The sequence below is a fragment of the Frateuria sp. genome (assembly GCF_035943815.1).
Lineage (GTDB): Bacteria > Pseudomonadota > Gammaproteobacteria > Xanthomonadales > Rhodanobacteraceae > Frateuria_A.
On the sequence record NZ_DASZBU010000012.1, the window covers coordinates 284,965 to 308,417 of the forward strand.

Here is a 23,453-nt window from a genome sequence, read left to right on the forward strand (position 1 = left end):
CGCTACCATGCGCGGATTGTCATTGGGGAGTAGCCATCCTCACCCCGCGAGGGCCGCGCCTTCGTTCCCCTGAGGAATCCGCGTCAACAGACTTGGAGCGAATGCTCCATGGCGTGGATGGCCGCAGCGCCACAAACTGGCCTGCGTTGCCCGGCGAGACCTTTGGCCACGATGTGCTCGAACCCTTGCCGGGCGGGCCGCATCGTCGCGCCAAGGTTTTCTAGCTCGCCCGGCCGGAAACGTATCGATGCTCACCACGCTGTGGTTCCTGCTCTCGGCCGGCGCGATCTACGCTGCCTGCGAGTATTTCGTCAATGGCATCGAATGGCTGGGCCGCAAGTTCCGGCTCGATGCCACCGCCACCGGCACGGTGCTGGCCGCTCTCGGTACCGCGTTGCCCGAAAGCGCCGTCACGTTCATTGCGGTGGTGCTCGGGCGCACGCCGGAACAGCGTGGCATCGGCGTGGGCGCCGCGCTCGGCGGCCCCCTGGTGCTCGGCACGATCGCCTATGCGGTGGTGGGCATCGCGTTGTGGAGCAACCGGCGCCGGTTGCGGCGACCCAGCGCCGTGGTCAAGGTCGACAGCGCGCGGCTCGCGCGCGACCAGCGGTGGTTTCTATCGATCTTCGTGGTCAAGTGTGCGCTGGGGCTGGTGGCGTTCGCGTGGAAGCCCTGGCTGGGCGTGCTGTTTCTTGCCGCCTATGGGTTGTACGTATGGCGCGAGCTTCGCAGCGGCGAGGCCGCGCCCGAAGACGAGGCACTGGAGCCTCTGAAGATCCATCCGGGCGTGCCCGATCCGGCCATGTGGCGCGTGTTGGCGCAAAGCGTATTGGCGCTGGGGGTGATTGCCGTTGCCTCGCGCATCTTCGTGGCGCAGATCGAAGCGATAGGCCTTGCGATGGGGCTGTCGGCGCATCTGGTTGCACTCGTGCTGAGCCCCGTGGCAACCGAACTGCCCGAAACGGTCAATGCGTTGATCTGGGTGCGCCAGGGCAAGGAGCGGCTCGCGCTGGCGAACATCTCCGGTGCCATGATGATCCAGGCCACGATCCCGAGCTCGCTGGCGTTGTTCTTCACGCCCTGGCTGTTCGATCTTCCGTTGGTGGTCGCCGGCGTGCTGACGACGTTGGCGGTGGCCTATCTGTGGTGGCTGTTCCGGCGCGGCCAGGTCAACGCGCGCTGGATGGTGCCGGTCGGGCTGCTGTACGGCGTATTCGCCGTCTTCATGGCGTGGCGCTTGGTCTGAAATCAGTCGCGGTGCGCGGCGTTGCGGTCGCGCCCGGCACCGAACTTGCGATCCAGCGTGCCGAGCAGTTTCTTGAAGCCGCGTGCGAACTTGCCGCGGCGCGTCTTGCGCAGCTTCTCTTCCTCGCTGGTGAGCCAGGCGACCTGGATCACGCGCCGCTCGCCCTCGTAGGGCAGGTGGCCGTGGAAGGAATTGTCGCAACGCTTGAACACGGCGAACTCGCCGTACAGCGGCGTGAGTTCGGGCGCGACCAGGTCGTCGATATCGTCGATCCGGCGCAGGAAACGCAGGCAGCCGTCGCTGGTGTCCGGCCACTGGTTGTTGAGATAGATCAGCGCCGTGGCGACCTTGGACCGGCTGTCGGTGTGGATGGTGCCGTGGCGCCTGTTGAGGTGGCGGCACAGGGTGACCAGCGTCGGGTACTGGCTCAGGTCCTCGATGCCCAGGCGCGCCCCGATGGTGCGGGCAAAGGCCGGTGCGGTGAGGTTGGCCACCAGTGTGTTGATCGAAGGGCCGCAATCAGCCGGATCGTAGGGAAAGAAGCCTGCGCTGGCGTAGCGGGGGAAATCCCGATCCAGTTCATGGCGCGCATCGTCGGGTAGCTGGCCGTGGGCGATCAGGAACGGAAACGGTTCCAGCCGCACGTCCGTATCGGGACGGTCGAGGCGGGCGGGATCGAGCAGGACAGTGGCGTTCATGGACGGCCGCGGGAACGTGACGAGGGCAAGTTTAGCGCGCACCTGCAGCATCCAGGCGCACGGCTGGACGCCCTGTTCACGCTCCGGTGCGGTGGACAGCAAGGCCCCCCGCGCCTATCATTGCGTCCCGCCCAAGTCTTCTTCCGACCCCAAGGTCCACAAGCCTGCTTCCATGCGGCTTGCGGACTTTGCTGCACCTAAAGGCGGCCCCATGCCCATTTCCGCTCTGCTTGCCCTCGAAAACGGCAGCGTGTTCCACGGCTACGCCGTGGGCGCGACTGGCGAAACCGTCGGCGAGGTGGTTTTCAACACGGCGATGACGGGCTATCAGGAGATCCTCACCGATCCTTCCTACGCCCGCCAGATCGTCACCCTCACCTACCCGCACGTCGGCAACACCGGCGTGAATGCGCCCGACGCCGAATCCACGCGCGTGCAGGCCGCCGGCCTGATCGTGCGCGACGTGCCGCGGCGGCCGAGCAACTGGCGCAGCACCGAGAGCCTGCCCGAGTACCTTGCCCGCCAGGGCATCGTGGCGATCGCCGGCATCGACACGCGCCGGCTTACCCGCATCCTGCGCGACAAGGGTGCCCAGAACGGCTGCATCCTGGCTGGCGAGGGCATCGATGCGGAGGTCGCGCTGGCCAAGGCGCGGGCCTTCCCCGGCCTGAACGGCATGGACCTGGCCAAGGTGGTCAGCGTGCGCGAGCCCTACCGCTGGACCGAGGGCGTGTACGACCTGGACCGTGCTGCGTTCCGGCAGCCCGCACTGCGCCACAAGGTGGTCGCCTACGACTACGGCACCAAGCTGCAGATCCTGCGCCTGCTCGCCGAGGCAGGCTGCGACGTTACTGTGGTGCCGGCGCAGACTCCCGCCTCCGAGGTGCTGGCGATGCGGCCCGACGGCGTGTTTCTGTCCAATGGCCCCGGCGACCCGGCGGCCTGCGACTACGCGATCGAAGCGACGCGCGCCTTTCTCGACGCGAAGATCCCGCTGTTCGGCATCTGCCTGGGCCATCAGCTGATGGGCCTGGCCCTTGGCGGCAGGACCATCAAGATGAAGTTCGGCCACCACGGAGCCAACCACCCGGTGAAGGACCTCGACGATGGTCGCGTGCTGATCACCAGCCAGAACCACGGTTTCGCGGTGGACCCGGCGACGCTGCCGGCCAACGTGCGGGTTACCCATACCTCGCTGTTCGATGGCTCGCTGCAGGGCTTCGCGCTCACCGACCGCCCGGCGTTCTGCTTCCAGGGCCATCCCGAGGCATCCCCGGGACCGACCGACGTCGGCTATCTCTTCGCGCGCTTCGCGCAGCTCATGCAGGAGGCCCGCTAATGCCCAAGCGCACCGACATCAAGAGCGTGCTGATCATCGGCGCGGGCCCGATCGTGATCGGTCAGGCCTGCGAGTTCGACTACTCCGGCGCGCAGGCCTGCAAGGCACTGCGGGAAGAGGGTTACCGGGTCGTCCTGGTCAACTCCAACCCGGCCACCATCATGACCGATCCGGAGATGGCCGACGCGGTCTACATCGAGCCGATCAACTGGCAGACGGTCGAACGCATCATCGCCAAGGAGCGCCCCGACGCGGTGCTGCCGACCATGGGCGGCCAGACCGCGCTCAACTGCGCGCTGGACCTGGCGGACAACGGCGTGCTCGAGAAGTACGACGTCGAGCTGATCGGCGCTTCGCGCGATGCCATCCGCATGGCCGAGGACCGCGAGCTGTTCAAGCAGGCCATGGCCGACATCGGCCTGGAATGCCCGAAGGCGGAAGTGGCCCGCAGCTACGAGCAGGCGGTCGAGATCCAGGCCAAGGTGGGCTTTCCCACCATCATCCGCCCGAGCTTCACGCTGGGCGGCTCCGGCGGCGGCATCGCCTACAACGTCGAGGAGTTCGAGGAGATCATCAAGCGGGGCCTCGAGCTTTCGCCGGTGCACGAAGTCCTGGTCGAGGAGTCGGTGTTGGGCTGGAAGGAATTCGAGATGGAGGTGGTTCGCGACAAGGCGGACAACTGCATCATCGTCTGCTCCATCGAGAACCTGGACCCGATGGGCGTGCACACCGGGGATTCCATCACCGTGGCGCCGGCGCAGACGCTCACCGACAAGGAATACCAGCGCCTGCGCGACGCCTCCATCGCCGTGCTGCGCAAGATCGGCGTGGACACCGGCGGTTCCAACGTCCAGTTTGGCATCAACGCCGAGAATGGCCGCGTGGTGGTGATCGAGATGAACCCGCGCGTGTCGCGCTCCTCGGCGCTGGCCTCCAAGGCGACCGGCTTCCCGATTGCGAAGGTCGCCGCCAAGCTGGCCGTCGGCTACACGCTGGACGAGCTCAAGAACGACATCACCGGCGGCCTCACGCCGGCCTCGTTCGAGCCGACCATCGACTACGTGGTCACCAAGATCCCGCGCTTCGCCTTCGAGAAGTTCCCGTCTGCCGACGCGCGCCTGACTACCCAGATGAAGTCGGTGGGCGAGGTGATGGCGATGGGCCGCACCTTCCACGAATCCTTGCAGAAGGCGTTGCGCGGGCTGGAGATCGGCAAGACCGGGCTCAACCCGACCGGCGTCGACTTCGGCGGCGATGCGGGCCTGGCCACGCTCAAGCGTGAGCTGCGCGAACCTCGCCCCGATCGCGTGTTCTATCTGGCCGACGCGTTCCGGGCCGGACTGTCGCTGGAGGAGATATATGAGCTCAGCCGCGTCGACCCCTGGTTCCTGGCGGCCTTCGAGGACATCGTCCTGGCCGAGAAGGAGGTCAGGAGCCAAGGCCTGACCGCGCTCAACGCCTCGCGCATGCGCGAACTCAAGCGCATGGGCTTCGCCGACGCGCGCATCGCGCAACTGCTCAGCACCGACGAGGCGGCCGTGCGCCACCTACGCCACACGTTCGGCGTTCGCCCGGTGTACAAGCGCGTGGATTCCTGCGCGGCCGAGTTCTCCACCGGCACCGCCTACATGTACTCGACCTACGAGGAAGAGTGCGAGGCCAATCCGACCGACCGCGAGAAGATCATCGTGCTCGGCGGCGGCCCCAATCGCATCGGCCAGGGCATCGAGTTCGACTATTGCTGCGTGCACGCGGCGCTGGCGCTGCGCGAGGACGGGTTCGAGACCATCATGGTCAACTGCAACCCGGAAACCGTCTCCACCGACTACGACACTTCCGACCGCCTGTACTTCGAACCGCTTACGCTCGAGGACGTGCTGGAGATCGTCGAGCTGGAGAAGCCCAAGGGCGTGATCGTGCAGTACGGCGGCCAGACCCCGCTCAAGCTCGCGCGCGCGCTGGAGGCCGCCGGCGTGCCGGTGATCGGCACCTCGCCCGACTCGATCGACCTGGCCGAGGACCGCGAGCGCTTCCAGCAGATGATCGTGAAGCTTGGCCTGCGCCAGCCGCCCAACCGCACCGCGCGCAACGCCGACGAGGCGCTGGCGCTCGCCCGCGAGATCGGCTATCCGCTGGTGGTGCGGCCGAGCTACGTCCTGGGCGGGCGCGCCATGGAAGTGGTCTACGACGACGCCGACCTCTCGCGCTACATCCGCGAGGCGGTGCAGGTGTCCAACGATTCGCCGGTGCTGCTGGACCGCTTCCTCGACCACGCGGTCGAGGTGGACGTGGACATCATCGCCGACGGCGAAGGCAACGTGCTGGTCGGCGGCATCATGGAGCACATCGAGGAGGCCGGCGTGCACTCGGGCGATTCCTCCTGCTCGCTGCCGCCGTATTCGCTCTCCGCGGACATCCAGGACGAGCTGCGCCGCCAGGTCGCCGCGATGGCCAAGGAGCTCAAGGTCGTCGGCCTGATGAACACGCAGTTCGCGATCCAGGGCGACACCGTCTACATCCTGGAAGTGAACCCGCGTGCCTCGCGCACGGTGCCGTTCGTCTCCAAGGCAACCGGCGTGCCGCTGGCCAAGATCGCGGCCCGCTGCATGGCGGGCCGCACGCTCAGCGGGCAGGGCGCCACGCGCGAGGTGATTCCCGCCTACTTCTCCGTGAAGGAGGCGATTTTCCCGTTCCTGAAATTCCAGAACGTCGATCCGATCCTCGGGCCGGAGATGCGCTCCACCGGCGAGGTGATGGGCGTGGGCCGCAACTTCGGTGCTGCCTTCGCGCGGGGCCACGAGGCGGCGGGCATCAAGACGCCCAAGGCGGGCAAGGTGTTCCTGTCCGTGCGTGACGCGGACAAGGCGCGATTGCTGCCGGTGGCAAAGGAAGTGCTGGCGCGCGGTTTCCGCCTGGTGGCCACCAGCGGCACCGCGGCCTACCTGGACGAGCACGGCGTGGCCTGCGAGCGGGTCAACAAGGTGCTCGAAGGGCGGCCGCACATCGTCGACCTGATCAAGAACGGCGAGATCGGCTACATCGTGAACACGACCGAGGGCAAGCAGGCCATCGCCGATTCGTTCTCGATCCGGCGCGAGGCGCTGCAGCATCGCGTTACCTATTCCACCACCGTGGCAGGTGCGCGTGCGCTGGTCCATTCGCTGGATTTCCACGGCGAGGGCGACGTGCACAGCCTGCAGGAACTGCACAAGGAGCTGAGCGCATGAGTCGCGCCCCCATCACCAAGATCGGTTCGGAGCGCCTGCGCGGCGAGCTGGAGCGCCTGAAGTCCATCGAACGTCCGCGAATCATTGCGGCGATCGCCGAGGCCCGCGCGCACGGCGACCTGAAGGAGAACGCCGAGTACCACGCGGCGCGAGAACAGCAGAGTTTCATCGAGGGGCGCATCGGCGAGCTGGAGGCCGCGCTGTCGACCGCCGAGGTGATCGACGTGTCCAAGCTCGGTGCCGGCAGCAAGGTGGTCTTCGGCGCGACCGTGGACCTGGAGGACGAGGATTCGGGCGAGCCGGTGACCTACCAGATCGTGGGCGACCTGGAGGCGGACATCAAGCAGCGGCTGATCGCGGTGTCTTCTCCGATCGCCCGCGCGCTGATCGGCAAGAGCGAGGGCGACAGCTTCGAGTTCAAGGCGCCCAACGGCGTCAAGCGCTACGAGATCACCGGCGTGCGCTACGAGTGACCGCCAGCGGGCGGGCAAGGTAGGCAGCCCTGCCCAGCCCGTGGACGCCGATCGCAGGCAATAAAAAAGGCCGCATCAAGCGGCCTTTTTTTCGTCGAACCCGTCGGCTCAGCGCTGGCGCGCCTTGAAACGCGGGTTGCTCTTGCAGATCACGAAGACCTTGCCGCGGCGGCGCACGACCTTGCAGTCACGGTGCCGCTGCTTGGCGGACTTCAGAGAGGAAAGCACCTTCACGGCAGGCTCCTGGAACAATTCTGGGAAATTCAAGCCGCTAAGTGTAGCTGCGGTTTGGCCTCTTCACAAGTCCGCATCTTCCACGCCCTTGACGATCTGCAGGAACTTGGCCAGCACCGGGGACGGGTTGTCCCTCCGGCTGGCGACCGCCAGCAGCAGGTAGGCGTCCGGGTCTTCCAGCGAAACGTAGCTGACGCCGCCCAGCTGCACCACGCGCATGCTGGCCGGCACCAGCGCGAGCCCGATGCCGGCGGCGACGAGCGCCAGCAGGCCATTGATCTGCTGGGCCTGCTGGCGGATCAGCGGATGGAACCCCGCCTTGCCCGCCAGTTGCACCAGCCGGTCATACAGGGTCGCGGCCAGTTCGCGGGGCTGGCTCACGAAGGCCTCGTTGGCCAGTTCGCCGAACTGCACGCTGTCCAGCCGGGCCAGCGGGTGGCCGCTGGGTACGGCCAGCAGCAGGGGCTCGTAATCGATCACGTCGATGCGTAGCACGCGGGCGTCCGATTCATGGCGCGGCTCGTCGCGCACGAAGCCGACGTCGATCTGGTCGGCACGCAGAGCCGTGAATTGCGGCTCGCTGTACATCTCATGCAGCTGCATCCGCACCTTCGGCGCGTACTGCCCGAAGCGCAGCAGGGTCTGCGGCAGTGCACGATGGAAGGTCACCGAGATGGTGTAGGCAAGGCGCAGGACGCCGCTGAAGCCGGCTGCCGCGTCGCTGACATGGCTGCGTGCTTCCTCGGCCTTTGCCAGGATCTGTCGCGCCTGCTCCAGCAGGATCCGCCCCGGTTCGGTCAGCGCCACGTTGCGCTTGTCGCGATCGAACAGGCGCGTGCCCAGGTCCTGCTCCAGCGCCTGGATCTGTTGCGAGAGCGGGGGCTGGGAGATGTGCAGGCGCTGGGCGGCGCGGGTGAAGCTCAGCTCCTCCGCCACCGCGACGAAATAGCGGAGCTGGCGCAAGTCAAACATAGTCGAAACACGAATAAGTTGATCAGCAAATATATATTGGATATCGGTCTGGGGCGAGCGTATCGTTTGCCTCGTCCAGCCACCATCCCCTCCCCCCGGGTGGCTGTGACCCTCGCCCCGCAGCGACGCTATCCCCGCGGTATCCGGTCCTCCTCCCCCAGAGCCGATACCGACGCGTCGTTCGCGGGGCGCTTTATTTTCCGGCCAGGTTCTACAGGGACATGGCCAGCTGCGTGCCCTGGGCGATCGCGCGCTTGGCGTCGAGCTCGGCAGCGACATCGGCTCCGCCGATCACGTGCGGGCTCCTTCCCGATTGCCGTAGGGCTTGTGCGAGCGCGCCATTGGGTTCCTGACCGGCGCAAACCACCACATTGTCGACCGGCAGCACCTGTGCCTGGCCTGCCAGCAGAATGTGCAGGCCCTCGTCGTCGAACCGCACGTACTGCACACCGCCGAGCATCTGCACCAGCTTGGCCTTCAGCGAGGCACGGTGCACCCAGCCAGTGGTCTTGTTGAGGCGGGCGCCCGGGCGGCCTTCGCTTCGTTGCAATAGCCAGATTTGCCGCGCCGGTGCCTCGGGCACGGGCGGCAGCAAGCCGCCGCGGGAAGCGAGGGAGCGGTCAACGCCCCATTCATGCGCCCAGCAAACCGGGGCCAGGGTAGGCGAGGGCGGCCGCTGGGCCAGGAATTCGGCCACGTCGAAGCCGATGCCGCCCGCGCCGATGATCGCCACCCGCGCACCGACCGGCCGGTCATGCGCTAGCACGTCGAGGTAGCCGAGCACGCGCGGATCGTCGCTGCCGGGGAATCGCACCGGCCGGGGCACCACGCCGCAGGCTACGACCACTTCATCGAAGCCCACCAGCGAGGCCGGATCTGCTCGCGTGGCCAGCCGGACGTCAACGCGCATCTCCTCAAGACGATTGCGGTAGTAGCGCAGGGTCTCGTGGAACTCCTCCTTGCCGGGAATGCGCTTGGCGTAGTTGAACTGGCCGCCGATACCGTCGGACTGTTCGAACAGCGTTACCGCATGCCCGCGTTCGGCTGCCGTAGTCGCGCAGGCCAGGCCGGCGGGGCCTGCGCCGACCACCGCGATGCGCCTGGATGTTGCCGCCGGGGCGATGACCCATTCGGTTTCATGGCAGGCACGCGGATTGACCAGGCAACTGGCGCGCCTGTTCTGGAATACGTGGTCCAGGCAGGCCTGGTTGCAGGCGATGCAGGTGTTGATCGACGCGCTGCGGCCGGCACGCGCCTTGGCTGCCCATGCCGGGTCGGCCAGCAGCGGCCGCGCCATCGAAACCATGTCGGCCTCGCCATCGGCGAGCACGCGCTCGGCCACCTCTGGCATGTTGATGCGGTTGGTGGCCACCAGCGGCAGGCTCACTTCGCCCTTGAGCCGCCGGGTGACCCAGGCAAAGCCCGCGCGCGGGACCGAGGTGACGATGGTCGGCACGCGCGCCTCGTGCCATCCGATGCCGGTGTTGATGATGCTGGCGCCGGCCGCCTCGATGGCCTTGGCGAGCGCGACGATCTCGTCCCAGGACTGGCCGCCCTCGACCAGTTCCAGCATGGAAAGCCGGTAGATAATGATGAAGTCACGGCCCACCGCCTCGCGGGTGCGCCGCACGATCTCGATCGCCAGGCGCATGCGCTGCGTGGCATCGCCGCCCCAGGTGTCCTGGCGCTGGTTGGTGCGCGCGGCGAGAAACTGGTTGATCAGGTAGCCCTCCGAGCCCATGACTTCCACGCCGTCGTAGCCAGCCTCGCGGGCGAGCTTCGCGCAACGCACGAAATCGCCGATGGTCCGTACCACGCCGCGGCTGGAAAGGGCTCGCGGCGTGAACGGCGTAATCGGCGACTTCAGTTTCGAGGGCGCCACCAACAAGGGGTGGTAGCCGTAGCGGCCCGCATGCAGGATCTGCAGGCAGATGCGTCCGCCCTCGGCATGCACGGCGCCAGTCACTTTGCGGTGCCGGCCGACGTGCCAGGGCATCGACAGGCGTCCGCCGAAAGGCTTGAGCCAGCCTTCGATGCTTGGGGCAATGCCGCCGGTGACCATGAGCGCGACGCCGCCGCGGGCACGTTCGGCGAAATAGGCTGCGAGCTTGTCGTAGTCGGCTGCGCGATCTTCCAGCCCGGTGTGCATCGAGCCCATCAGGATACGGTTGGGCAGAGTCACGTGGCCCAGATCCAGTGGGGCAAACAGGTGCGGGTAGGGCATGCCGGCGTCCGTTCAAACGATCGTATGAATGTGCCGGGCGGGATGGAGGAAAGCAAGCGGCGATCGCACCCAGCCGCCCCCGGTCGCCTTGCAGGCCCGGCAAGCAGGGGCGGTGTGGGCGCGTCAGGCCAGGAGTTGCCGCACAAGCGCTATGTAGCGGCGCATGGCTTCTTCCCGCGGTATCCCGGACAGTTGCGCCCAGGCCTCGTGCTTTGCGGTGCCCACGAAGTCGAAGAAGCCCGGCAGGCCGCTCCGTACGTCGCCCTGCGAGCCCTGCTTGTACAGCGCGTAGAGCTTGAGCAATGTGTCGTTGTCCGGCCGGGTGCCAAGTCGCTTGACATCCTCGGCGGCCTGTTCGAACTCGCGGCGAAGATCGGTCATGGCGGGGCACTGCAAGGCGGGGGCGCGGCTTGATAGCACGCAGCCTGGGGGTGGTCAACGTGGGGTGCCCTACGCGGTACCATGCGTGCTTTTGCAGATGCCGGGGAGCCTCATGAGCCGCACGCAGCCGGTGCCAGTCCTGACCATCGACGGGCCGTCCGGTTCGGGCAAGGGCACCATCAGCCGCCTGGTCGCCGAGCATCTGGGCTGGCGATTGCTCGATTCGGGAGCCCTGTACCGGGCTGTCGGCTACGCGGCGGGGGCCGAAGGGCTGGATCTCTCCGATGCCGAGGCGGTGACCCGTTGCGCCCGGTGCACGAAGATCCGCTTCCAGGCCGCTGCCGGCGGCGGCGACACTCGGGTGATCGTCAACGGCCATGACGCCACGGACGAACTGCGCACCGAGACAGCCGGCGCCGCCGCTTCGGCGATCGCCTCCATCCCTTCCGTGCGGCAGGCGCTGGTCGACCTGCAACTGGGTTTCCGCAGAGCTCCGGGCCTGGTCGCCGATGGGCGCGACATGGGCACGGTGATCTTTCCGGACGCCCCGTTCAAGGTGTTCCTCACGGCGAGCGCCGCCGAACGGGCGAAAAGGCGCTATAAGCAGTTGAAGGAAAAGGGGCTGAACGTTACACTTGGTGCCCTTCAGCGCGAGATCGAGGCGCGTGACGAGCGGGATGCGTCGCGTGCGGTCGCTCCGCTTCGCCCGGCCGAGGATGCGGTTCTGGTGGATACCACCGGCATGCCCATCGAGGACGTCGTCGCGAAAGTACTTGCCGTCGTGCAGCCCCGATAAGGCTGCACGCGGCTTTAGGCGCCTCCGCCGCGGCGGGGGTTTTGGTAACGGTGCCGACAGGGCGGTCCGTCATAGGGCGCGTTTTCTGCGACACCCACAACCGGTGGGCCGGTCAGCCCGTGCGCATTTCATCCGACGGCGCGCACAAAGGGCTTTCGGCCTTTTCTCATTTCTGGAATCAACATGACTGAAAGTTTTGCCGAGCTGTTTGAACAGAGCCAGCAGGCCATCGCCAAGCTGAAGCCGGGTGCCATCGTCACCGGCATCGTTGTGGAAATCCGCAACGACGTCGTCGTGATCAACGCCGGCCTCAAGAGCGAAGGCATCGTCCCGATCGAGCAGTTCAAGGACGAAGAGGGCACGCTGGAAGTGCAGGTAGGCGACGAGGTGAAGGTTGCCCTCGACGCCCTGGAAGACGGCTTCGGCGAGACCAAGCTCTCCCGCGAGAAGGCCAAGCGTTCGATGGTGTGGGACGACCTCGAGCAGGCCTTCGACAAGGAAGAGACCATCACCGGCAAGATATCCGGCAAGGTCAAGGGCGGCTTCACCGTCGACATCAAGGACGTCCGCGCGTTCCTGCCGGGCTCGCTGGTCGACGTGCGCCCGGTCCGCGACCCGGTCTACCTCGAGGGCAAGGACCTCGAGTTCAAGATCATCAAGCTGGACCGCAAGCGCAACAACGTGGTGGTCAGCCGCCGCGCCGTCGTCGAGACCGAGTTCTCCGAGGAGCGTGAGAAGCTGCTGGAGCGCCTGACCGAGGGTGCGGTGGTCAAGGGCACGGTCAAGAACCTCACCGACTACGGCGCGTTCGTGGACCTGGGCGGCATCGACGGCCTGCTGCACATCACCGACATGGCGTGGAAGCGCGTGCGTCACCCGTCCGAGGTGGTCAACGTTGGCGATGAGCTGGACGTGCGCGTGCTCAAGTACGACCGCGAGCGCAACCGCGTGTCGCTGGGCCTCAAGCAGCTGGGCGACGACCCGTGGGTCGCTATCTCCCGTCGCTATCCGGTCGGCAGCCGCATCTTCGGCAAGGTCTCCAACGTCACTGATTATGGCTGCTTCGTCGAGATCGAGCCGGGCGTCGAGGGGCTGGTGCACGTGTCCGAGATGGACTGGACCAACAAGAACGTCAATCCGGCCAAGGTGGTGCAGGTCGGCGACGAGACCGAAGTGATGGTGCTGGACGTGGACGAAGAGCGTCGCCGCATCTCGCTGGGCATCAAGCAGACGCGTTCCAATCCGTGGGAAGCGTTTGCGGCCATGCACAAGAAGAACGACAAGGTGTCGGGCCAGATCAAGTCGATCACCGACTTCGGCATCTTCATCGGCCTGGAAGGCGGCATCGACGGCCTGGTCCACCTTTCCGACATCTCCTGGCAGGCGTCCGGCGAAGACCTCGTGCGCAACTTCAAGAAAGGCGACGAGATCGAGGCGGTGGTGCTGGCGGTCGATCCTGAGCGCGAGCGCATTTCGCTGGGCATCAAGCAGATGGAGCAGGACCCGTTCGGCCAGTTCATGGCCAACAATCCGCGCGGCACGATCGTCAACGGCACGGTGAAGGAAGTGGACGCCAAGGGTGCGGTGATCGACCTGGGCGAGGGCGTGGAGGGTTATCTGCGCGCCAACGACATCGCCAAGGAACGCATCGACGATGCGACCCAGCACCTGAAGGTCGGCGACAAGGTGGAAGCCAAGTTCACCGGCATGGACCGCAAGGGGCGCCAGCTGGCGCTCTCGATCCGCGCCAAGGACGAGGAAGAGCTGCATGACGCGATGGCCGAATACGGCTCCGCTTCCGGCGGCACCACCAAGCTGGGCGCGCTGCTCAAGGAGCAGCTCAACAAGTCTGAGTAATCCTTTAGGATTACAATGACTTGAGGTACGAAGCGGGGCGGCGCCAAGCCGCCCCGCCGTTTAACGTCACGGACATTGGGGACCCATGACCAAATCCGAACTGATCGAGGCGCTGGCGAGGCGCCAGACCCACCTTGCGTTTGGCGACGTCGAACTCGCAGTCAAGAGCGTGATCGAGCAGATGAGCCATGCACTGGCCGAGGGCGAGCGTATCGAGGTCCGCGGTTTTGGCAGCTTCGCGCTGCACTACCGGCCGCCGCGCATGGGGCGCAATCCCAAGACCGGCGAGGCCGTGGCCCTGCCGGGCAAGCACGTGCCGCATTTCAAGCCGGGCAAGGAGCTGCGCGAGCGCGTCAATCTGGCGCTGATGGCCGAACTGGCCTGATTGCGCCGCGACAGGGGTTACGGCTCCTGGCGTGTTTCGAGGCAGGCGGCGCGAGCCGTTCTGCCTTTTTTTGTCGCCCGCGTGCGGTCGCCGGTTCGAGCCGATTCGGGTAAAGTCGCGCGATGCGATTGATTGCCTTGCTTATCCTCGCGCTCTTCGTGGTCGCCGGCGTGATCGTCGGCGCGCTCAACGCCGATCCGGTGAGCTACGACCTGGCCTTCGCCAGGGTGGCGCTGCCCAAGGGGGCCGGCCTGCTGGTCGCGCTGGTGATCGGCTGGCTGCTGGGCGGGCTCACGGCCTGGCTGGGCATGAGCCTGCGTCATCGGCGCGTACTGCGACGGCACCGGTCCAGCAGGAAGACGCCGGCCAGCGCATGAACATTCTCTATGTGCTGGTTCTGCTGGTGCCGGCCGCTTTCGCCAGCGGATGGTTCGCGGCCCGCCGGGCAGCGGTGCATCGCTCCGGCATGCGGGTCAGCGAGCTTTCCTCCGATTACTTCCGCGGCCTCAACTACCTGCTCAACGAAGAGCAGGACAAGGCGATCGAGGTCTTCCTCAAGCTGGCCGAATACAACCGGGACACGGTGGAAACCCACCTTGCGCTGGGCAATCTGTTTCGCCGCCGCGGCGAGGTGGATCGCGCGATCCGCCTGCACCAACACCTGGTTTCCCGCCCGGGCCTGACCGAGGCGATGAAGACAGTCGCCCTGCTCGAGCTGGGCGAGGACTACATGCGCGCGGGCCTGCTCGACCGCGCCGAAGCGCTGTTCTCCGACCTCGTGGCGATGAATGCGCACGCCCCTTCGGCATTGCGTCACCTGGTGGCGATCTATCAGCACGAGCGCGACTGGCACAAGGCGATCGACCACGCGCGCCGCCTGGAAGTCATGACCGGCGACGACGAGTCGCCCATGATCGCCCAGTTCTACTGCGAGCTGGCCGAGCAGGCCCGCCAGCACGGCGCGTTGGCCGAGGCGCGCGGCTATCTGCGGCAAGCCTTCGAGTGCCAGGACGACTGCGTGCGTGCCTTCATGCTTACCGGCCGCCTGCATGCCGAGGCCGGCGAGCATGCCGAGGCGGTCGCGGCGTACGAGGCGGCGGTGGGCGCGGACATCGCCTTCGTGCCGGAGATCCTGCCGCCGCTGCTCAACAGCTACGCGCGCATCGGCCAGATGGAGCGCGCCGAGCATTTCCTGCGTGACATCCTCGCCCGCTACCACGGCATCTCGCCGGTGCTCGCATTGACGAAGCTCTACAACCAGCGCGATGGCGAACGCGCCGGCATCGATTTCCTGACTTCGCAGTTGCGCCAGCGGCCTTCGGTGCGCGGGCTGATGGCCCTGATCGATGCGACCATGGACAAGATCGAGGGCGAGGCGCGGGAGAACTTCCTGATCCTGCGTGACCTCACGCGCAAGCTGCTCGAAGGCCAGGCAATGTATCGCTGCAGCCGTTGCGGCTTCGGTGCCAAGGCCCATCATTGGCAGTGTCCCAGCTGCAAGAGCTGGAGCACGATCCGGCCCATCCACGGTGTCGCCAACGAGTGAGTCGCGCCGAGCCCGCCTCGTTGCTGGGATGGAGCCTGGCCGCGCTGGTGCTCGCGGTGGTGGTGGTGCGGATCGCGATTTCCTATGCGCGGCGGCGCGGCATGCTGGACCAGCCGGGCCAACGCCGCTCGCACACGCTGCCCACGCCGCGCGGAGGCGGCATCGGCATCGTGGCGGCCTGTGTGGTCGTGTTGCCGGGTGCGCTCCGCGGACTGCCTGGGGCGTGGCCCATGCAGGTGGTGGCGGCGCTGACAATTGCCCTGCTGCTGGTGGCTGCGATCGGCTGGTGGGACGATCACCGGCCCTTGCGGCAATGGCCACGACTCGGCGTGCAGCTGCTGGCGACCGGGCTGTTCGGCGCGGCCCTGCTGGCCGGTACGGACCTCTCCTGGTGGTGGTGGCCGCTGCTGGTGCTGGCGGGTGGCTGGAGCATCAACCTGCACAACTTCATGGACGGCATCGACGCTCTGCTGGCGCAACAGGGCATCGTGGTGGCCGCCGGGATGGGCTGCCTGGCCGCGAGCGTGGCGCAGCCCGCACTGGCCGGTGCCAGCTTCGCCGTCGCGGCGGCCTGCCTGGGCTTCTGGTTCTACAACCGCCCTCCCGCGCGCATCTTCATGGGCGACGTGGGAAGCGGCAGCGTGGGTCTGCTCCTGTTCGCGCTGGCGGCCATGTTGTGGCGCGTCCAGCCGATGCTGCTCTGGCCGGCCCTCATCCTGGGTTCGAGCTTTGTCGCCGATGCCAGTTTGACTTTGCTGAACCGCTTCCTACACGGGAGGCGCTGGTACGCTCCGCACCGCGAGCATCTCTACCAGTGGCTGGTACGATCCGGCCGCACGCACAGGCGCGCGGCTGGGTGGTACCTATGTTGGAACCTACTTTTCGCCGCCCCCGTGGCGTTCGCTGCCAGGGTCCATCCCGCCGTGGCATTGCCGGCCTGTCTCGCCGTCTATACGGCAGCGGGCGCAACATGGATCGTCATCAAGCGCCGGTGCGTGCGGCGTGCATCGCAGAAGGACCGTCATGTCACCCCGTAAATGGATCGGACTCATCCACCCGCGTTTCGCCGTGGTCGCACACGACCTGGCGATGGCCGGCTTCGCCTGGTGGATCGCCAAGGCACTGCGCTATGCCACCGCGCCGGGCCAGGGGAGCAGCTTCGATGCGCTCGAGTTTCCCATCGTGCTGGCGATCCAGGGGCTCATCTTCACCTGGACGGGCTTGTACAAGGGCGTATGGCGCTTCGCCAGCCTGCCGGACCTGTGGAACATCCTCAAAGCTGCGGTAGGTGGCGCGCTCGGCATCGCCCTGGCGCTGTTCGTATACGAGCGCCTGGAAGGCGTGCCGCGATCGGTGCTACTGCTCTACCCGGTGGCGTTGACTCTCCTGCTGGGCGTGCCGCGCCTTGCCTACCGGTTCTGGAAGGACAGCCGGCTGGACCTGTTCAGTGCACGCTCCTCCAGGCGCGTGTTGATCGTCGGCGCAGACCGCGCGGGCGAGGCGCTTTCACGCGACTTGCGCCGGGACGGCACCTACAGCGTCATTGGCTTCGTCGACGACAAGACCAGCCTTCGGGGTGCCTCGATCAACGGCCACCCGGTGCTGGGCAGCATCGACCAACTGCCTGAGCTGGCACGCGAGGCTGCGGCCGAAATGCTGCTGATCGCCTTGCCTGCCGCCACCACGGGCGAGATGCGCCGCGTAGTGGAACTGTGCGACCAGACCGGCCTGCCATACCGCACGGTGCCGAGGTTGGAAGACGTCGTCGCCGGCCGCGCCCAGTTCAACGAAATAAAGGAAGTCGCAATCGAAGACCTGCTCGGCCGCGATGCCGTCGAACTGGACTGGACTGCTATCCGCGAAACCCTGACCGGCCGGCGCGTGCTGGTCACCGGCGGCGGCGGCTCGATCGGTTCGGAACTTTGTCGCCAGGTCGCCCGATTGGGTGCGCACGCGCTGACCATCGTGGAGCAGAGCGAGTACAACCTCTATCGCATCGGCAAGGAGCTGCGCAGCGATTATCCCGAATTGCTGCTGGAGTGCGTGCTGTGTGACTGCGGCGACCGCATGGCGATGCACAAGGCCTTCGCCGAGAGTAGGCCGCAGGTGGTCTTCCACGCGGCCGCGTACAAGCACGTTCCGATGCTGCAGAAGCAGCTGCGCGCCGCGTTCCGCAACAATGTGCTGGGTACCCGCACGGTGGCGGATCTGGCCAACGAGTTCCAGGTCGAGTGCTTCGTGCTGATCTCCACCGACAAGGCGGTCAATCCCACCAGCGTGATGGGCGCCTGCAAGCGCGTGGCGGAAATCTACTGCCAGAACCTCAACGCCCAGTCGAATACCCACTTCATCACGGTGCGGTTCGGCAACGTGCTCGACTCGGCCGGGTCGGTCGTGCCGCTGTTCCGCCAGCAGATTCGCGACGGCGGTCCCGTCACCATCACGCACCCGGAAATCACCCGCTACTTCATGACGATTCCCGAGGCTTGCCAGCTGATCCTGCAGGCAGCCTGCCTGGGCCAAGGCGGCGAGATTTTCGCGCTGGACATGGGTGAGCCGGTGAAGATCCGTGATCTTGCCGAACAAATGATCCGCCTGGCGGGAAAGAAGCCGGGGACCGAAGTGCCGATCATCTACACCGGCCTGCGCGCCGGCGAGAAGTTGTTCGAGGAACTGTTCCATCAGCTGGAAAACTACAGCGCCACCGCGCACGCGAAGATCTTTCTCGCGCAGCACCGCGAAGTGTCCTGGGAGCTGCTGCAGGCCCTCGTCAACAAGGCCGCCGAAGCCACCGCGGACTACGACGAGGACGAGCTGCGCCGGTGCGTTTCCAGCCTGTTGCCGTCGTTTCGCTGGAGCGATACGGCGCAGCCGGACAACGTGGTGTCGATCCGGCGTATCGAACCCGCTCGTATCGAGACAGGAGAGAAGTGAGTGACCAAGCCGTTGCGCAAAGTGGTGTTTCCCGTGGCCGGGTTGGGCACGCGTTTCCTGCCGGCCACCAAGGTGGTCGCCAAGGAAATGCTGCCGGTGCTGGACAAGCCCCTGATCCAGTACGCAGTCGATGAAGCGGTGGACGCCGGTGCCGACACTCTGGTGTTCGTCACCAACCGCTACAAGCACGCCATTGCCGACTATTTCGACAAGGCGTACGAACTGGAAGCCAAGCTGGAGGAAAAGGGCAAGGACGAACTGCTTGCCCTGGTGCAGGGCACCCTGCCGTCCAACGTGCGCGCTGTCTTCGTCACCCAGCCGGAGGCCCACGGCCTGGGGCACGCGGTGCTCTGCGCCAAGCCGGTGGTCGGCAACGAGCCGTTCGGCATCATCCTCCCCGACGACCTGATCTGGAATCGAGGCAAGGGTGCGCTGGGGCAGATGGCAGCGCTGGCCGAGGCGGAAAATGCCGGCGTCATCGCGGTCGAAGAAGTACCGCACGACCAGACCGACAAGTACGGCATCGTCGACGCCGAGCCGATCGACCAGCGAAGCGCGCGAATCCGCTACATGGTGGAAAAGCCCAAGCCGGCCGATGCGCCGTCCAACCTGGCGGTGGTCGGGCGCTACGTGCTGCCCGGGCGCATCTTCGAGTTGCTGGAGCAGACCGAACCCGGCGCCGGCGGTGAGATCCAGCTCACCGACGCCATCGAGGCCTTGTTGACCGAGCACGGCAAGGTGCTTGCGTACCGTTTCGAAGGCACCCGCTTCGATTGCGGCAACAAGGCCGGCCTGGTGCGCGCCACCATGCACATGGCCATGCAGGATCCCAAGCTCGCGCCGGTCGTACGCGAGTTTGCCGCGCAGCTTTAACGCTCGACTTGCGCTCTTCCCCCCAGGGGAAGAGCGCTCCCGCGGCCAGGCACTCGTTTCAGTTCCCATGGCGGGCAGGGACGGCGCAGGCACCTAGGGGGGATCGGCGTTTTCGGGCGGGCATGGGCGGTCAGCCCTGCAATGGCGCACGAACGATGGCCCGGCGCATGCGGAAGAAACCCCCGTCGAATGAGGCCGCACGCCTGCGATATGCTCGGTCGTCGCCCGACGTGCCCTAGCCATGACGCAGTCGCCCGCCATTTCCTACTACCGCGCCACGGCCATGCCGTACGCACCGTATGCGCCGCTCGAGGGCGCGACGGAGGCGCGCGTGGTGGTGGTCGGCGGCGGTTTCGCTGGCCTCAACACCGCATTGGGGCTGGCCGAGCGTGGCGTGTCGGACGTGCTGCTGCTGGAGCGCGAGCAGATCGGCCATGGCGCCTCAGGGCGCAATGGCGGCTTCGTGTTCGCGGGCTTTTCGCTGGGTGAGCAGGCCTTGCTCGGGCAACTCGGCGAGGCGCGAGCGCGGGCCTTGTTCCGGCGCACGATCGACGGCGTGCACCGCATCCGTCGACGGATCGCCGACTACGCGATCGCTTGCGATGCGGTGGACGAAGGCGTGATCTGGGCCAATTGGTTCCGCGATCCCGGGGTTCTGCGCGCGCGCCGGCAGTTGCTGGCCAAGCACTACGGCGTGGACTGGGAGTGGTTGCCGGAAGCCGAGCTGCGAGAGCGCATCCACAGTACGCGCTACCACGACGGCTTGTTCGAACGCGACGCGCTGCACCTGCACCCGCTCAACTATGCCATCGGCCTGGCTGCCGCCGCGGCGGGGCAGGGCGTGCGCATCCACGAACACAGCGGCGTACGCCATCTGCAGCGCGTCGGCGATCGCTGGCGTGTGCGGACCACTTCGGGCGAAGTGCTTGCCGAGCAGGTGGTACTGGCGTGTGGAGGCTACCTGGCGGGCCTGGAGCGCAGCATCGATCGCGCGGTGTTGCCCATCGCCACCTACGTGATGGTGACCGAGCCGCTGGGCGATCGCCTGGCCGATTGCCTGGCCACGCGCGCGGCCATCTACGACACACGCTTCGCCTTCGACTACTACCGGCCGTTGCCGGATACGCGGCTGCTCTGGGGTGGTCGAATCTCGGTGCTCGACCGCTCCCCGCGTGGGGTGCAGCGGCTGCTGCGGCGCGACCTGCTGCGCGTGTTCCCGCAGCTCGAGCAGGTGCGCGTCGACTACGCCTGGTCGGGCCTGATGAGCTACGCCCGCCACCAGATGCCGCAGATCGGCGGACGCGGGGACGGCCTGTGGTGGGCGCAGGCCTTCGGCGGCCATGGCCTCAGTTCGACCTGCGCGGCGGGCGAGCTGCTGGCGGCGGCGATTGCCGAGGGCGATCCGGCCTGGCGCGAGTTTGCCGACTATGGCCTGGCATCGACCCACCGGCCGCTGGGTTTCCTGGCCGCGCAGGCGAGCTACTGGCGGGCGGAGTTGCAGGATTGGTTCAAGACAAGGCTGGAAGGATGACGGACGTGCAAGAGATCAGCTGGGCTGACTTCGAGAAGGTGTTGATCGTGGCCGGCACCATCGTGCGCGTGGAACCCTTTCCCGAGGCGCGCAAGCCGGCGTGGAAGGTGTGGGCCGACTTCGGCCCCTACGGCGAGCGCAAGACCAGCGCGCAGATCGCCGCGCTGTATTCGCCCGAGCAACTGCTCGGCAGGCAGATCGTGGGCGTGCTCAACTTTCCCGAAAAGCAGATCGGACCCTTCCGCTCGCAGTTCCTGCTGACCGGGTTCCACACCGATGCTGGCGTAGTCGTCACCACGGTGGAGCGGCCGGTGCCCAACGGCGCGCGGCTGGCGTGAACGCGCCGCGTGCGGTGCGCACCTCCGATGCGGGGCGGATCGCGCGGCTGTCGGGCGAGCTGCAGTATCCGGTGGACGCGACGGCCATGGCCGCGCGGCTGGGCGGCCTCATCGGCGACCCGCGCCATTGCGTGCGCGTGATCGACGGAGAGGGACGCCTGGCGGACTGGATCGCTGCCGAGCGGCGCCTGGGCCTGGTGGTCGACGGTGCGAACCGCCGGGATAGCGTGGGGCATTGGTCGCTGCCGCCGAGGCCTGGGCAGGGAGCGGGGCTCGGAGTGGGGGTCGTACGTTCGAACGTGCAGCGCCAAGCCGCGCATCCGTTCTCCGAGAGGCTGGGTTACGTGCGGCAGAAGAGCCAGCATGTCTACGCCAGGCGTCTGGGTTGAACGGCTACACGGGGACGCTGCTGCGGCTGGGGTCGCTTTCGGCAGTCGAAGCGGGCAGGGTCTTCAGGTGGCGACCGCTTGCACGAGCACGGCCCCGCTCCCGTGCATCGCCTCCACACCGGTAGCCAGGTCCGCCTGCGTGTCGTCATGCACGACCGCCAGTGCCTCGGCTGCCCCATCCGTCGCCACCACGTCCAGCAACTGGATCGCGGGCTGACCGTCCACTTCCAGTACGTCCCCCGGCGCCAGCGCGCGCGACAGCCGCAGGTGATGCAGGTGCCGCTTGCTGCCGCCGCGATAGTGCATGCGTGCGACGATTTCCTGGCCCGGGTAGCAACCCTTGTCCAGCGCCGTGGCACCCAGCTTACCCAGATCCAGCCAGGCCGGCAGCAAGCCATCGGCGCCGCCCGGCGGAAGCCACGGCCAGCCGGCGCGAAGCTGCGGCAGGCGCCACTCGTCGTCCGCTTGGTTGGCCAGCTTCAGGCCATGTGAGCCGCATCCCAGTACAAGGGTGTCCTCCTGCGCGGCGACGGCATGCACAGCCATGGCCGTCGTGGTCGACAGCTGCCGCACCGGCAGGGCGGCCACGTGCACCTTGGCGCGGAACACGTAGCGCTGCAGTTCGGCGGCCAGCGCCTGGGCTTCTCCGCCACGCAGCAGCAACCGCAAGCGCTGCCCATCCAGCCGCACCAGGTGGAACAGCGCACGCACACGCCCCTGTGCATCGAGCCAGGCGCTGAACTGCCATTGGCCATCGGCGAGCGAGGCGAGATTGCTGCTGAATTGCGCTTGCGCGAATGCGATCGCGTCCGCGCCTTCGAGGGAGACCAGCTCGGCGTTGTAGGTGCTTGGCATGCGCATGAGATAAGGGAACGCGCCCGTGAAGGCAAGGTGCGGACAGGTTTTCGCTCGGCGGTCAAGGTTGTGCTGCGCGGTCAGCGCGTATTACGCTTCCGCGGCTTTACTTATGTCCGAGACCTCCTCCCAAACCGAACCTGCCCCTGCTTCCGCGTCTGCGGAGCAAGCTGCCGTGCCCGCGCGGCCGGCTCAGGGCGAGGTACGGACGGAGCGTCCGGCGCCGGATCCCACCCGCTACGGCGACTGGGAAAAGAACGGACGCTGCATCGACTTCTGATCCGCCCATGGCGGCGCGAGCCGGCACGGGCATGGGAAGCGGGCGATCGGGCACCAGCGATTCCACTACACGGATAGCCGCCATGGCAGACACGCGACGACCGCTTTCACCCCACCTCTCCGTCTATCGATGGCAGGTGCAGATGGTCACCTCCATCCTGCATCGCGCCACCGGCATCGCCTTGTCCGTGGGTCTGCTGCTGGTCGCCTGGGGGCTCATCGCGCTGGCCGGCGGGGAAGAGCGCTTCGGCCATTTCACCGCCTTCGTCGCAAGCCCCATCGGCATCATCCTGATGATCGGCTGGAGCTGGTCGTTGTTCTATCACCTATGCAACGGTATCCGGCACCTGGTGCAGGATGGCGGCTACGGCTACGAGATCGTGCAGTTCGTGCGCTCGAGCTGGGCCTCGATCATCGTCAGCCTACTGTTGACGGCGCTGGTGTGGGCCTGGGTGCTGAAAATGGGGGCCGGGGCATGAGCGCCTATCCGAAGGAGTACCGCAACCCGCTGAAGAAGGCCCGCGGCCTGGGCTCGGCCCAGCACGGCGTGAGCCACTGGTGGGTGCAGCGCGTCACCGCCGTCGCGCTCGTCGGCCTGGGTATCTGGCTGGTCTCGCTGGTGCTGCGCGTGCTGCACGCCGACTACGCCACCGCTCGCGAGCTGGTCGCGCGTCCGTGGAACGCCGTGCTGCTGATCGCCTTCGTGGTCACCGCGTTCTGGCACGCCGTGCTCGGCCTGCAGGTAGTGATCGAGGACTACGTGCACACCCGCTGGAAGGAAGCGGCGTTGCTGATCGCGATCAAGTTCGTTGCCGTGCTCGCCGCCCTGGCGGGCTTGCTCGCGGTGCTGCGCATCGCCCTGGGAGCTTAAGTTCG

24 protein-coding genes and 1 riboswitch are annotated in these 23,453 nt (G+C 66.9%); of the genes, 18 read left to right on the plus strand and 6 right to left on the minus strand.

Going from position 1 to position 23,453, the window contains the following annotated elements; all coding sequences use genetic code 11:
* Positions 1 to 12 precede the first annotated feature (12 nt).
* Positions 13 to 189, plus strand: a riboswitch (yybP-ykoY riboswitch).
* 58 nt (positions 190 to 247) lie between these two features.
* Entirely contained in the window at positions 248 to 1,246 is a 999-nt protein-coding gene (locus tag VGU65_RS08820) for a sodium:calcium antiporter (protein WP_327474789.1), read from the plus strand.
* A 2-nt stretch (positions 1,247 to 1,248) separates the two neighbouring features.
* On the opposite strand, the gene VGU65_RS08825 is transcribed toward VGU65_RS08820, so the two are convergent.
* A complete protein-coding gene (locus VGU65_RS08825) occupies positions 1,249 to 1,944 on the minus strand; it encodes a 2OG-Fe(II) oxygenase (protein WP_327474791.1) in 696 nt (231 codons plus the stop codon).
* A gap of 211 nt (positions 1,945 to 2,155) precedes the next feature.
* On the opposite strand from VGU65_RS08825, the gene carA reads away from it, so the two are divergent.
* Genes carA through greA form a run of 3 tightly spaced genes read left to right on the plus strand, consistent with a single transcriptional unit; the run spans position 2,156 to position 6,983 of the window.
* On the plus strand, positions 2,156 to 3,283 hold the full coding sequence (gene carA / locus VGU65_RS08830; protein ID WP_327474793.1) for a glutamine-hydrolyzing carbamoyl-phosphate synthase small subunit: 1,128 nt from the start codon (positions 2,156 to 2,158) through the stop codon (positions 3,281 to 3,283).
* The gene (gene carB, locus VGU65_RS08835) at positions 3,283 to 6,510 is read left to right on the plus strand and encodes a carbamoyl-phosphate synthase large subunit (RefSeq protein ID WP_327474795.1); all 3,228 of its coding nucleotides are present in this window, start codon (positions 3,283 to 3,285) and stop codon (positions 6,508 to 6,510) included. Before carA ends, carB begins: the two co-directional genes overlap by 1 nt.
* Positions 6,507 to 6,983 carry a transcription elongation factor GreA gene (gene greA, locus VGU65_RS08840; RefSeq protein ID WP_327474797.1) on the plus strand — a complete coding sequence of 159 codons (477 nt, stop codon included), beginning with the start codon at positions 6,507 to 6,509 and terminating at the stop codon, positions 6,981 to 6,983. Before carB ends, greA begins: the two co-directional genes overlap by 4 nt.
* A gap of 108 nt (positions 6,984 to 7,091) precedes the next feature.
* Here the strand turns inward: greA and ykgO are convergent, their stop codons facing one another.
* From ykgO to VGU65_RS08860, 4 genes are all read right to left on the minus strand, one after another.
* Positions 7,092 to 7,217 (minus strand): type B 50S ribosomal protein L36, encoded by a 126-nt coding sequence (ykgO, locus tag VGU65_RS08845; protein WP_008215056.1) that lies wholly within the window; start codon positions 7,215 to 7,217, stop codon positions 7,092 to 7,094.
* A 63-nt stretch (positions 7,218 to 7,280) separates the two neighbouring features.
* The gene (locus VGU65_RS08850; protein WP_327474837.1) at positions 7,281 to 8,189 is read right to left on the minus strand and encodes a LysR substrate-binding domain-containing protein; all 909 of its coding nucleotides are present in this window, start codon (positions 8,187 to 8,189) and stop codon (positions 7,281 to 7,283) included.
* Between the two features lie 211 nt (positions 8,190 to 8,400).
* A complete protein-coding gene (locus tag VGU65_RS08855) occupies positions 8,401 to 10,413 on the minus strand; it encodes an FAD-dependent oxidoreductase (protein WP_327474839.1) in 2,013 nt (670 codons plus the stop codon).
* 123 nt (positions 10,414 to 10,536) lie between these two features.
* Complete coding sequence (locus VGU65_RS08860) at positions 10,537 to 10,794, minus strand: acyl-CoA-binding protein (protein WP_327474841.1); 258 nt, start codon at positions 10,792 to 10,794, stop codon at positions 10,537 to 10,539.
* 112 nt (positions 10,795 to 10,906) lie between these two features.
* Here VGU65_RS08860 and cmk point away from each other — a divergent pair, with 112 nt between their 5' ends.
* The 11 genes from cmk to VGU65_RS08915 all read left to right on the plus strand — a co-directional run bounded on the left by cmk (position 10,907) and on the right by VGU65_RS08915 (position 21,443).
* Positions 10,907 to 11,590, plus strand: a complete 684-nt coding sequence (cmk, locus tag VGU65_RS08865) for a (d)CMP kinase (protein WP_327474843.1) — start codon at positions 10,907 to 10,909, stop codon at positions 11,588 to 11,590.
* 183 nt (positions 11,591 to 11,773) lie between these two features.
* Positions 11,774 to 13,447: a 30S ribosomal protein S1 gene (gene rpsA, locus VGU65_RS08870; RefSeq protein ID WP_327474845.1), complete on the plus strand. Its 1,674-nt coding sequence runs from the start codon at positions 11,774 to 11,776 to the stop codon at positions 13,445 to 13,447.
* Between the two features lie 85 nt (positions 13,448 to 13,532).
* Positions 13,533 to 13,832 carry an integration host factor subunit beta gene (locus VGU65_RS08875; RefSeq protein ID WP_327474847.1) on the plus strand — a complete coding sequence of 100 codons (300 nt, stop codon included), beginning with the start codon at positions 13,533 to 13,535 and terminating at the stop codon, positions 13,830 to 13,832.
* Positions 13,833 to 13,954: 122 nt separating this feature from the next.
* Positions 13,955 to 14,209: a lipopolysaccharide assembly protein LapA domain-containing protein gene (locus VGU65_RS08880; RefSeq protein WP_327474848.1), complete on the plus strand. Its 255-nt coding sequence runs from the start codon at positions 13,955 to 13,957 to the stop codon at positions 14,207 to 14,209.
* Positions 14,206 to 15,378, plus strand: a complete 1,173-nt coding sequence (gene lapB / locus VGU65_RS08885) for a lipopolysaccharide assembly protein LapB (RefSeq protein ID WP_327474849.1) — start codon at positions 14,206 to 14,208, stop codon at positions 15,376 to 15,378. The genes VGU65_RS08880 and lapB overlap by 4 nt, the downstream gene beginning before the upstream one ends.
* Complete coding sequence (locus VGU65_RS08890) at positions 15,375 to 16,415, plus strand: MraY family glycosyltransferase (protein WP_327474851.1); 1,041 nt, start codon at positions 15,375 to 15,377, stop codon at positions 16,413 to 16,415. Before lapB ends, VGU65_RS08890 begins: the two co-directional genes overlap by 4 nt.
* Entirely contained in the window at positions 16,402 to 18,312 is a 1,911-nt protein-coding gene (locus VGU65_RS08895) for a polysaccharide biosynthesis protein (RefSeq protein ID WP_327474853.1), read from the plus strand. The genes VGU65_RS08890 and VGU65_RS08895 overlap by 14 nt, the downstream gene beginning before the upstream one ends.
* Positions 18,313 to 19,185: a UTP--glucose-1-phosphate uridylyltransferase GalU gene (galU, locus tag VGU65_RS08900; protein WP_327474855.1), complete on the plus strand. Its 873-nt coding sequence runs from the start codon at positions 18,313 to 18,315 to the stop codon at positions 19,183 to 19,185. It begins immediately after the preceding gene.
* Between the two features lie 241 nt (positions 19,186 to 19,426).
* A complete protein-coding gene (locus VGU65_RS08905) occupies positions 19,427 to 20,716 on the plus strand; it encodes an NAD(P)/FAD-dependent oxidoreductase (RefSeq protein ID WP_327474856.1) in 1,290 nt (429 codons plus the stop codon).
* The gene (locus VGU65_RS08910; RefSeq protein ID WP_327474857.1) at positions 20,713 to 21,054 is read left to right on the plus strand and encodes a tRNA-binding protein; all 342 of its coding nucleotides are present in this window, start codon (positions 20,713 to 20,715) and stop codon (positions 21,052 to 21,054) included. Before VGU65_RS08905 ends, VGU65_RS08910 begins: the two co-directional genes overlap by 4 nt.
* The gene (locus tag VGU65_RS08915) at positions 21,051 to 21,443 is read left to right on the plus strand and encodes a hypothetical protein (protein WP_327474859.1); all 393 of its coding nucleotides are present in this window, start codon (positions 21,051 to 21,053) and stop codon (positions 21,441 to 21,443) included. The genes VGU65_RS08910 and VGU65_RS08915 overlap by 4 nt, the downstream gene beginning before the upstream one ends.
* A gap of 63 nt (positions 21,444 to 21,506) precedes the next feature.
* Here the strand turns inward: VGU65_RS08915 and ygfZ are convergent, their stop codons facing one another.
* Positions 21,507 to 22,304 carry a CAF17-like 4Fe-4S cluster assembly/insertion protein YgfZ gene (gene ygfZ / locus VGU65_RS08920; RefSeq protein ID WP_327474861.1) on the minus strand — a complete coding sequence of 266 codons (798 nt, stop codon included), beginning with the start codon at positions 22,302 to 22,304 and terminating at the stop codon, positions 21,507 to 21,509.
* A gap of 106 nt (positions 22,305 to 22,410) precedes the next feature.
* Between ygfZ and VGU65_RS08925 the strand changes: the two genes are divergently transcribed.
* The 3 genes from VGU65_RS08925 to sdhD all read left to right on the plus strand — a co-directional run bounded on the left by VGU65_RS08925 (position 22,411) and on the right by sdhD (position 23,448).
* Positions 22,411 to 22,578: a DUF1674 domain-containing protein gene (locus VGU65_RS08925; RefSeq protein ID WP_327474863.1), complete on the plus strand. Its 168-nt coding sequence runs from the start codon at positions 22,411 to 22,413 to the stop codon at positions 22,576 to 22,578.
* 82 nt (positions 22,579 to 22,660) lie between these two features.
* Positions 22,661 to 23,056 (plus strand): succinate dehydrogenase, cytochrome b556 subunit, encoded by a 396-nt coding sequence (gene sdhC / locus VGU65_RS08930; RefSeq protein ID WP_327474865.1) that lies wholly within the window; start codon positions 22,661 to 22,663, stop codon positions 23,054 to 23,056.
* Complete coding sequence (gene sdhD / locus VGU65_RS08935; protein WP_327474867.1) at positions 23,053 to 23,448, plus strand: succinate dehydrogenase, hydrophobic membrane anchor protein; 396 nt, start codon at positions 23,053 to 23,055, stop codon at positions 23,446 to 23,448. Before sdhC ends, sdhD begins: the two co-directional genes overlap by 4 nt.
* Positions 23,449 to 23,453: the final 5 nt, after the last annotated feature.

Bases quoted from the DNA above. Each gene is read 5' to 3' on its own strand.
- VGU65_RS08820 (WP_327474789.1), top strand. From the start codon at position 248: ATGCTCACCACGCTGTGGTTCCTGCTCTCGGCCGGCGCGATCTACGCT.
- VGU65_RS08825 (WP_327474791.1), bottom strand. From the start codon at position 1,944: ATGAACGCCACTGTCCTGCTCGATCCCGCCCGCCTCGACCGTCCCGAT.
- carA (WP_327474793.1), top strand. From the start codon at position 2,156: ATGCCCATTTCCGCTCTGCTTGCCCTCGAAAACGGCAGCGTGTTCCAC.
- carB (WP_327474795.1), top strand. From the start codon at position 3,283: ATGCCCAAGCGCACCGACATCAAGAGCGTGCTGATCATCGGCGCGGGC.
- greA (WP_327474797.1), top strand. From the start codon at position 6,507: ATGAGTCGCGCCCCCATCACCAAGATCGGTTCGGAGCGCCTGCGCGGC.
- VGU65_RS08850 (WP_327474837.1), bottom strand. From the start codon at position 8,189: ATGTTTGACTTGCGCCAGCTCCGCTATTTCGTCGCGGTGGCGGAGGAG.
- VGU65_RS08855 (WP_327474839.1), bottom strand. From the start codon at position 10,413: ATGCCCTACCCGCACCTGTTTGCCCCACTGGATCTGGGCCACGTGACT.
- VGU65_RS08860 (WP_327474841.1), bottom strand. From the start codon at position 10,794: ATGACCGATCTTCGCCGCGAGTTCGAACAGGCCGCCGAGGATGTCAAG.
- cmk (WP_327474843.1), top strand. From the start codon at position 10,907: ATGAGCCGCACGCAGCCGGTGCCAGTCCTGACCATCGACGGGCCGTCC.
- rpsA (WP_327474845.1), top strand. From the start codon at position 11,774: ATGACTGAAAGTTTTGCCGAGCTGTTTGAACAGAGCCAGCAGGCCATC.
- VGU65_RS08875 (WP_327474847.1), top strand. From the start codon at position 13,533: ATGACCAAATCCGAACTGATCGAGGCGCTGGCGAGGCGCCAGACCCAC.
- VGU65_RS08880 (WP_327474848.1), top strand. From the start codon at position 13,955: ATGCGATTGATTGCCTTGCTTATCCTCGCGCTCTTCGTGGTCGCCGGC.
- lapB (WP_327474849.1), top strand. From the start codon at position 14,206: ATGAACATTCTCTATGTGCTGGTTCTGCTGGTGCCGGCCGCTTTCGCC.
- VGU65_RS08895 (WP_327474853.1), top strand. From the start codon at position 16,402: ATGTCACCCCGTAAATGGATCGGACTCATCCACCCGCGTTTCGCCGTG.
- VGU65_RS08905 (WP_327474856.1), top strand. From the start codon at position 19,427: ATGACGCAGTCGCCCGCCATTTCCTACTACCGCGCCACGGCCATGCCG.
- VGU65_RS08910 (WP_327474857.1), top strand. From the start codon at position 20,713: ATGACGGACGTGCAAGAGATCAGCTGGGCTGACTTCGAGAAGGTGTTG.
- ygfZ (WP_327474861.1), bottom strand. From the start codon at position 22,304: ATGCGCATGCCAAGCACCTACAACGCCGAGCTGGTCTCCCTCGAAGGC.
- VGU65_RS08925 (WP_327474863.1), top strand. From the start codon at position 22,411: ATGTCCGAGACCTCCTCCCAAACCGAACCTGCCCCTGCTTCCGCGTCT.
- sdhC (WP_327474865.1), top strand. From the start codon at position 22,661: ATGGCAGACACGCGACGACCGCTTTCACCCCACCTCTCCGTCTATCGA.
- sdhD (WP_327474867.1), top strand. From the start codon at position 23,053: ATGAGCGCCTATCCGAAGGAGTACCGCAACCCGCTGAAGAAGGCCCGC.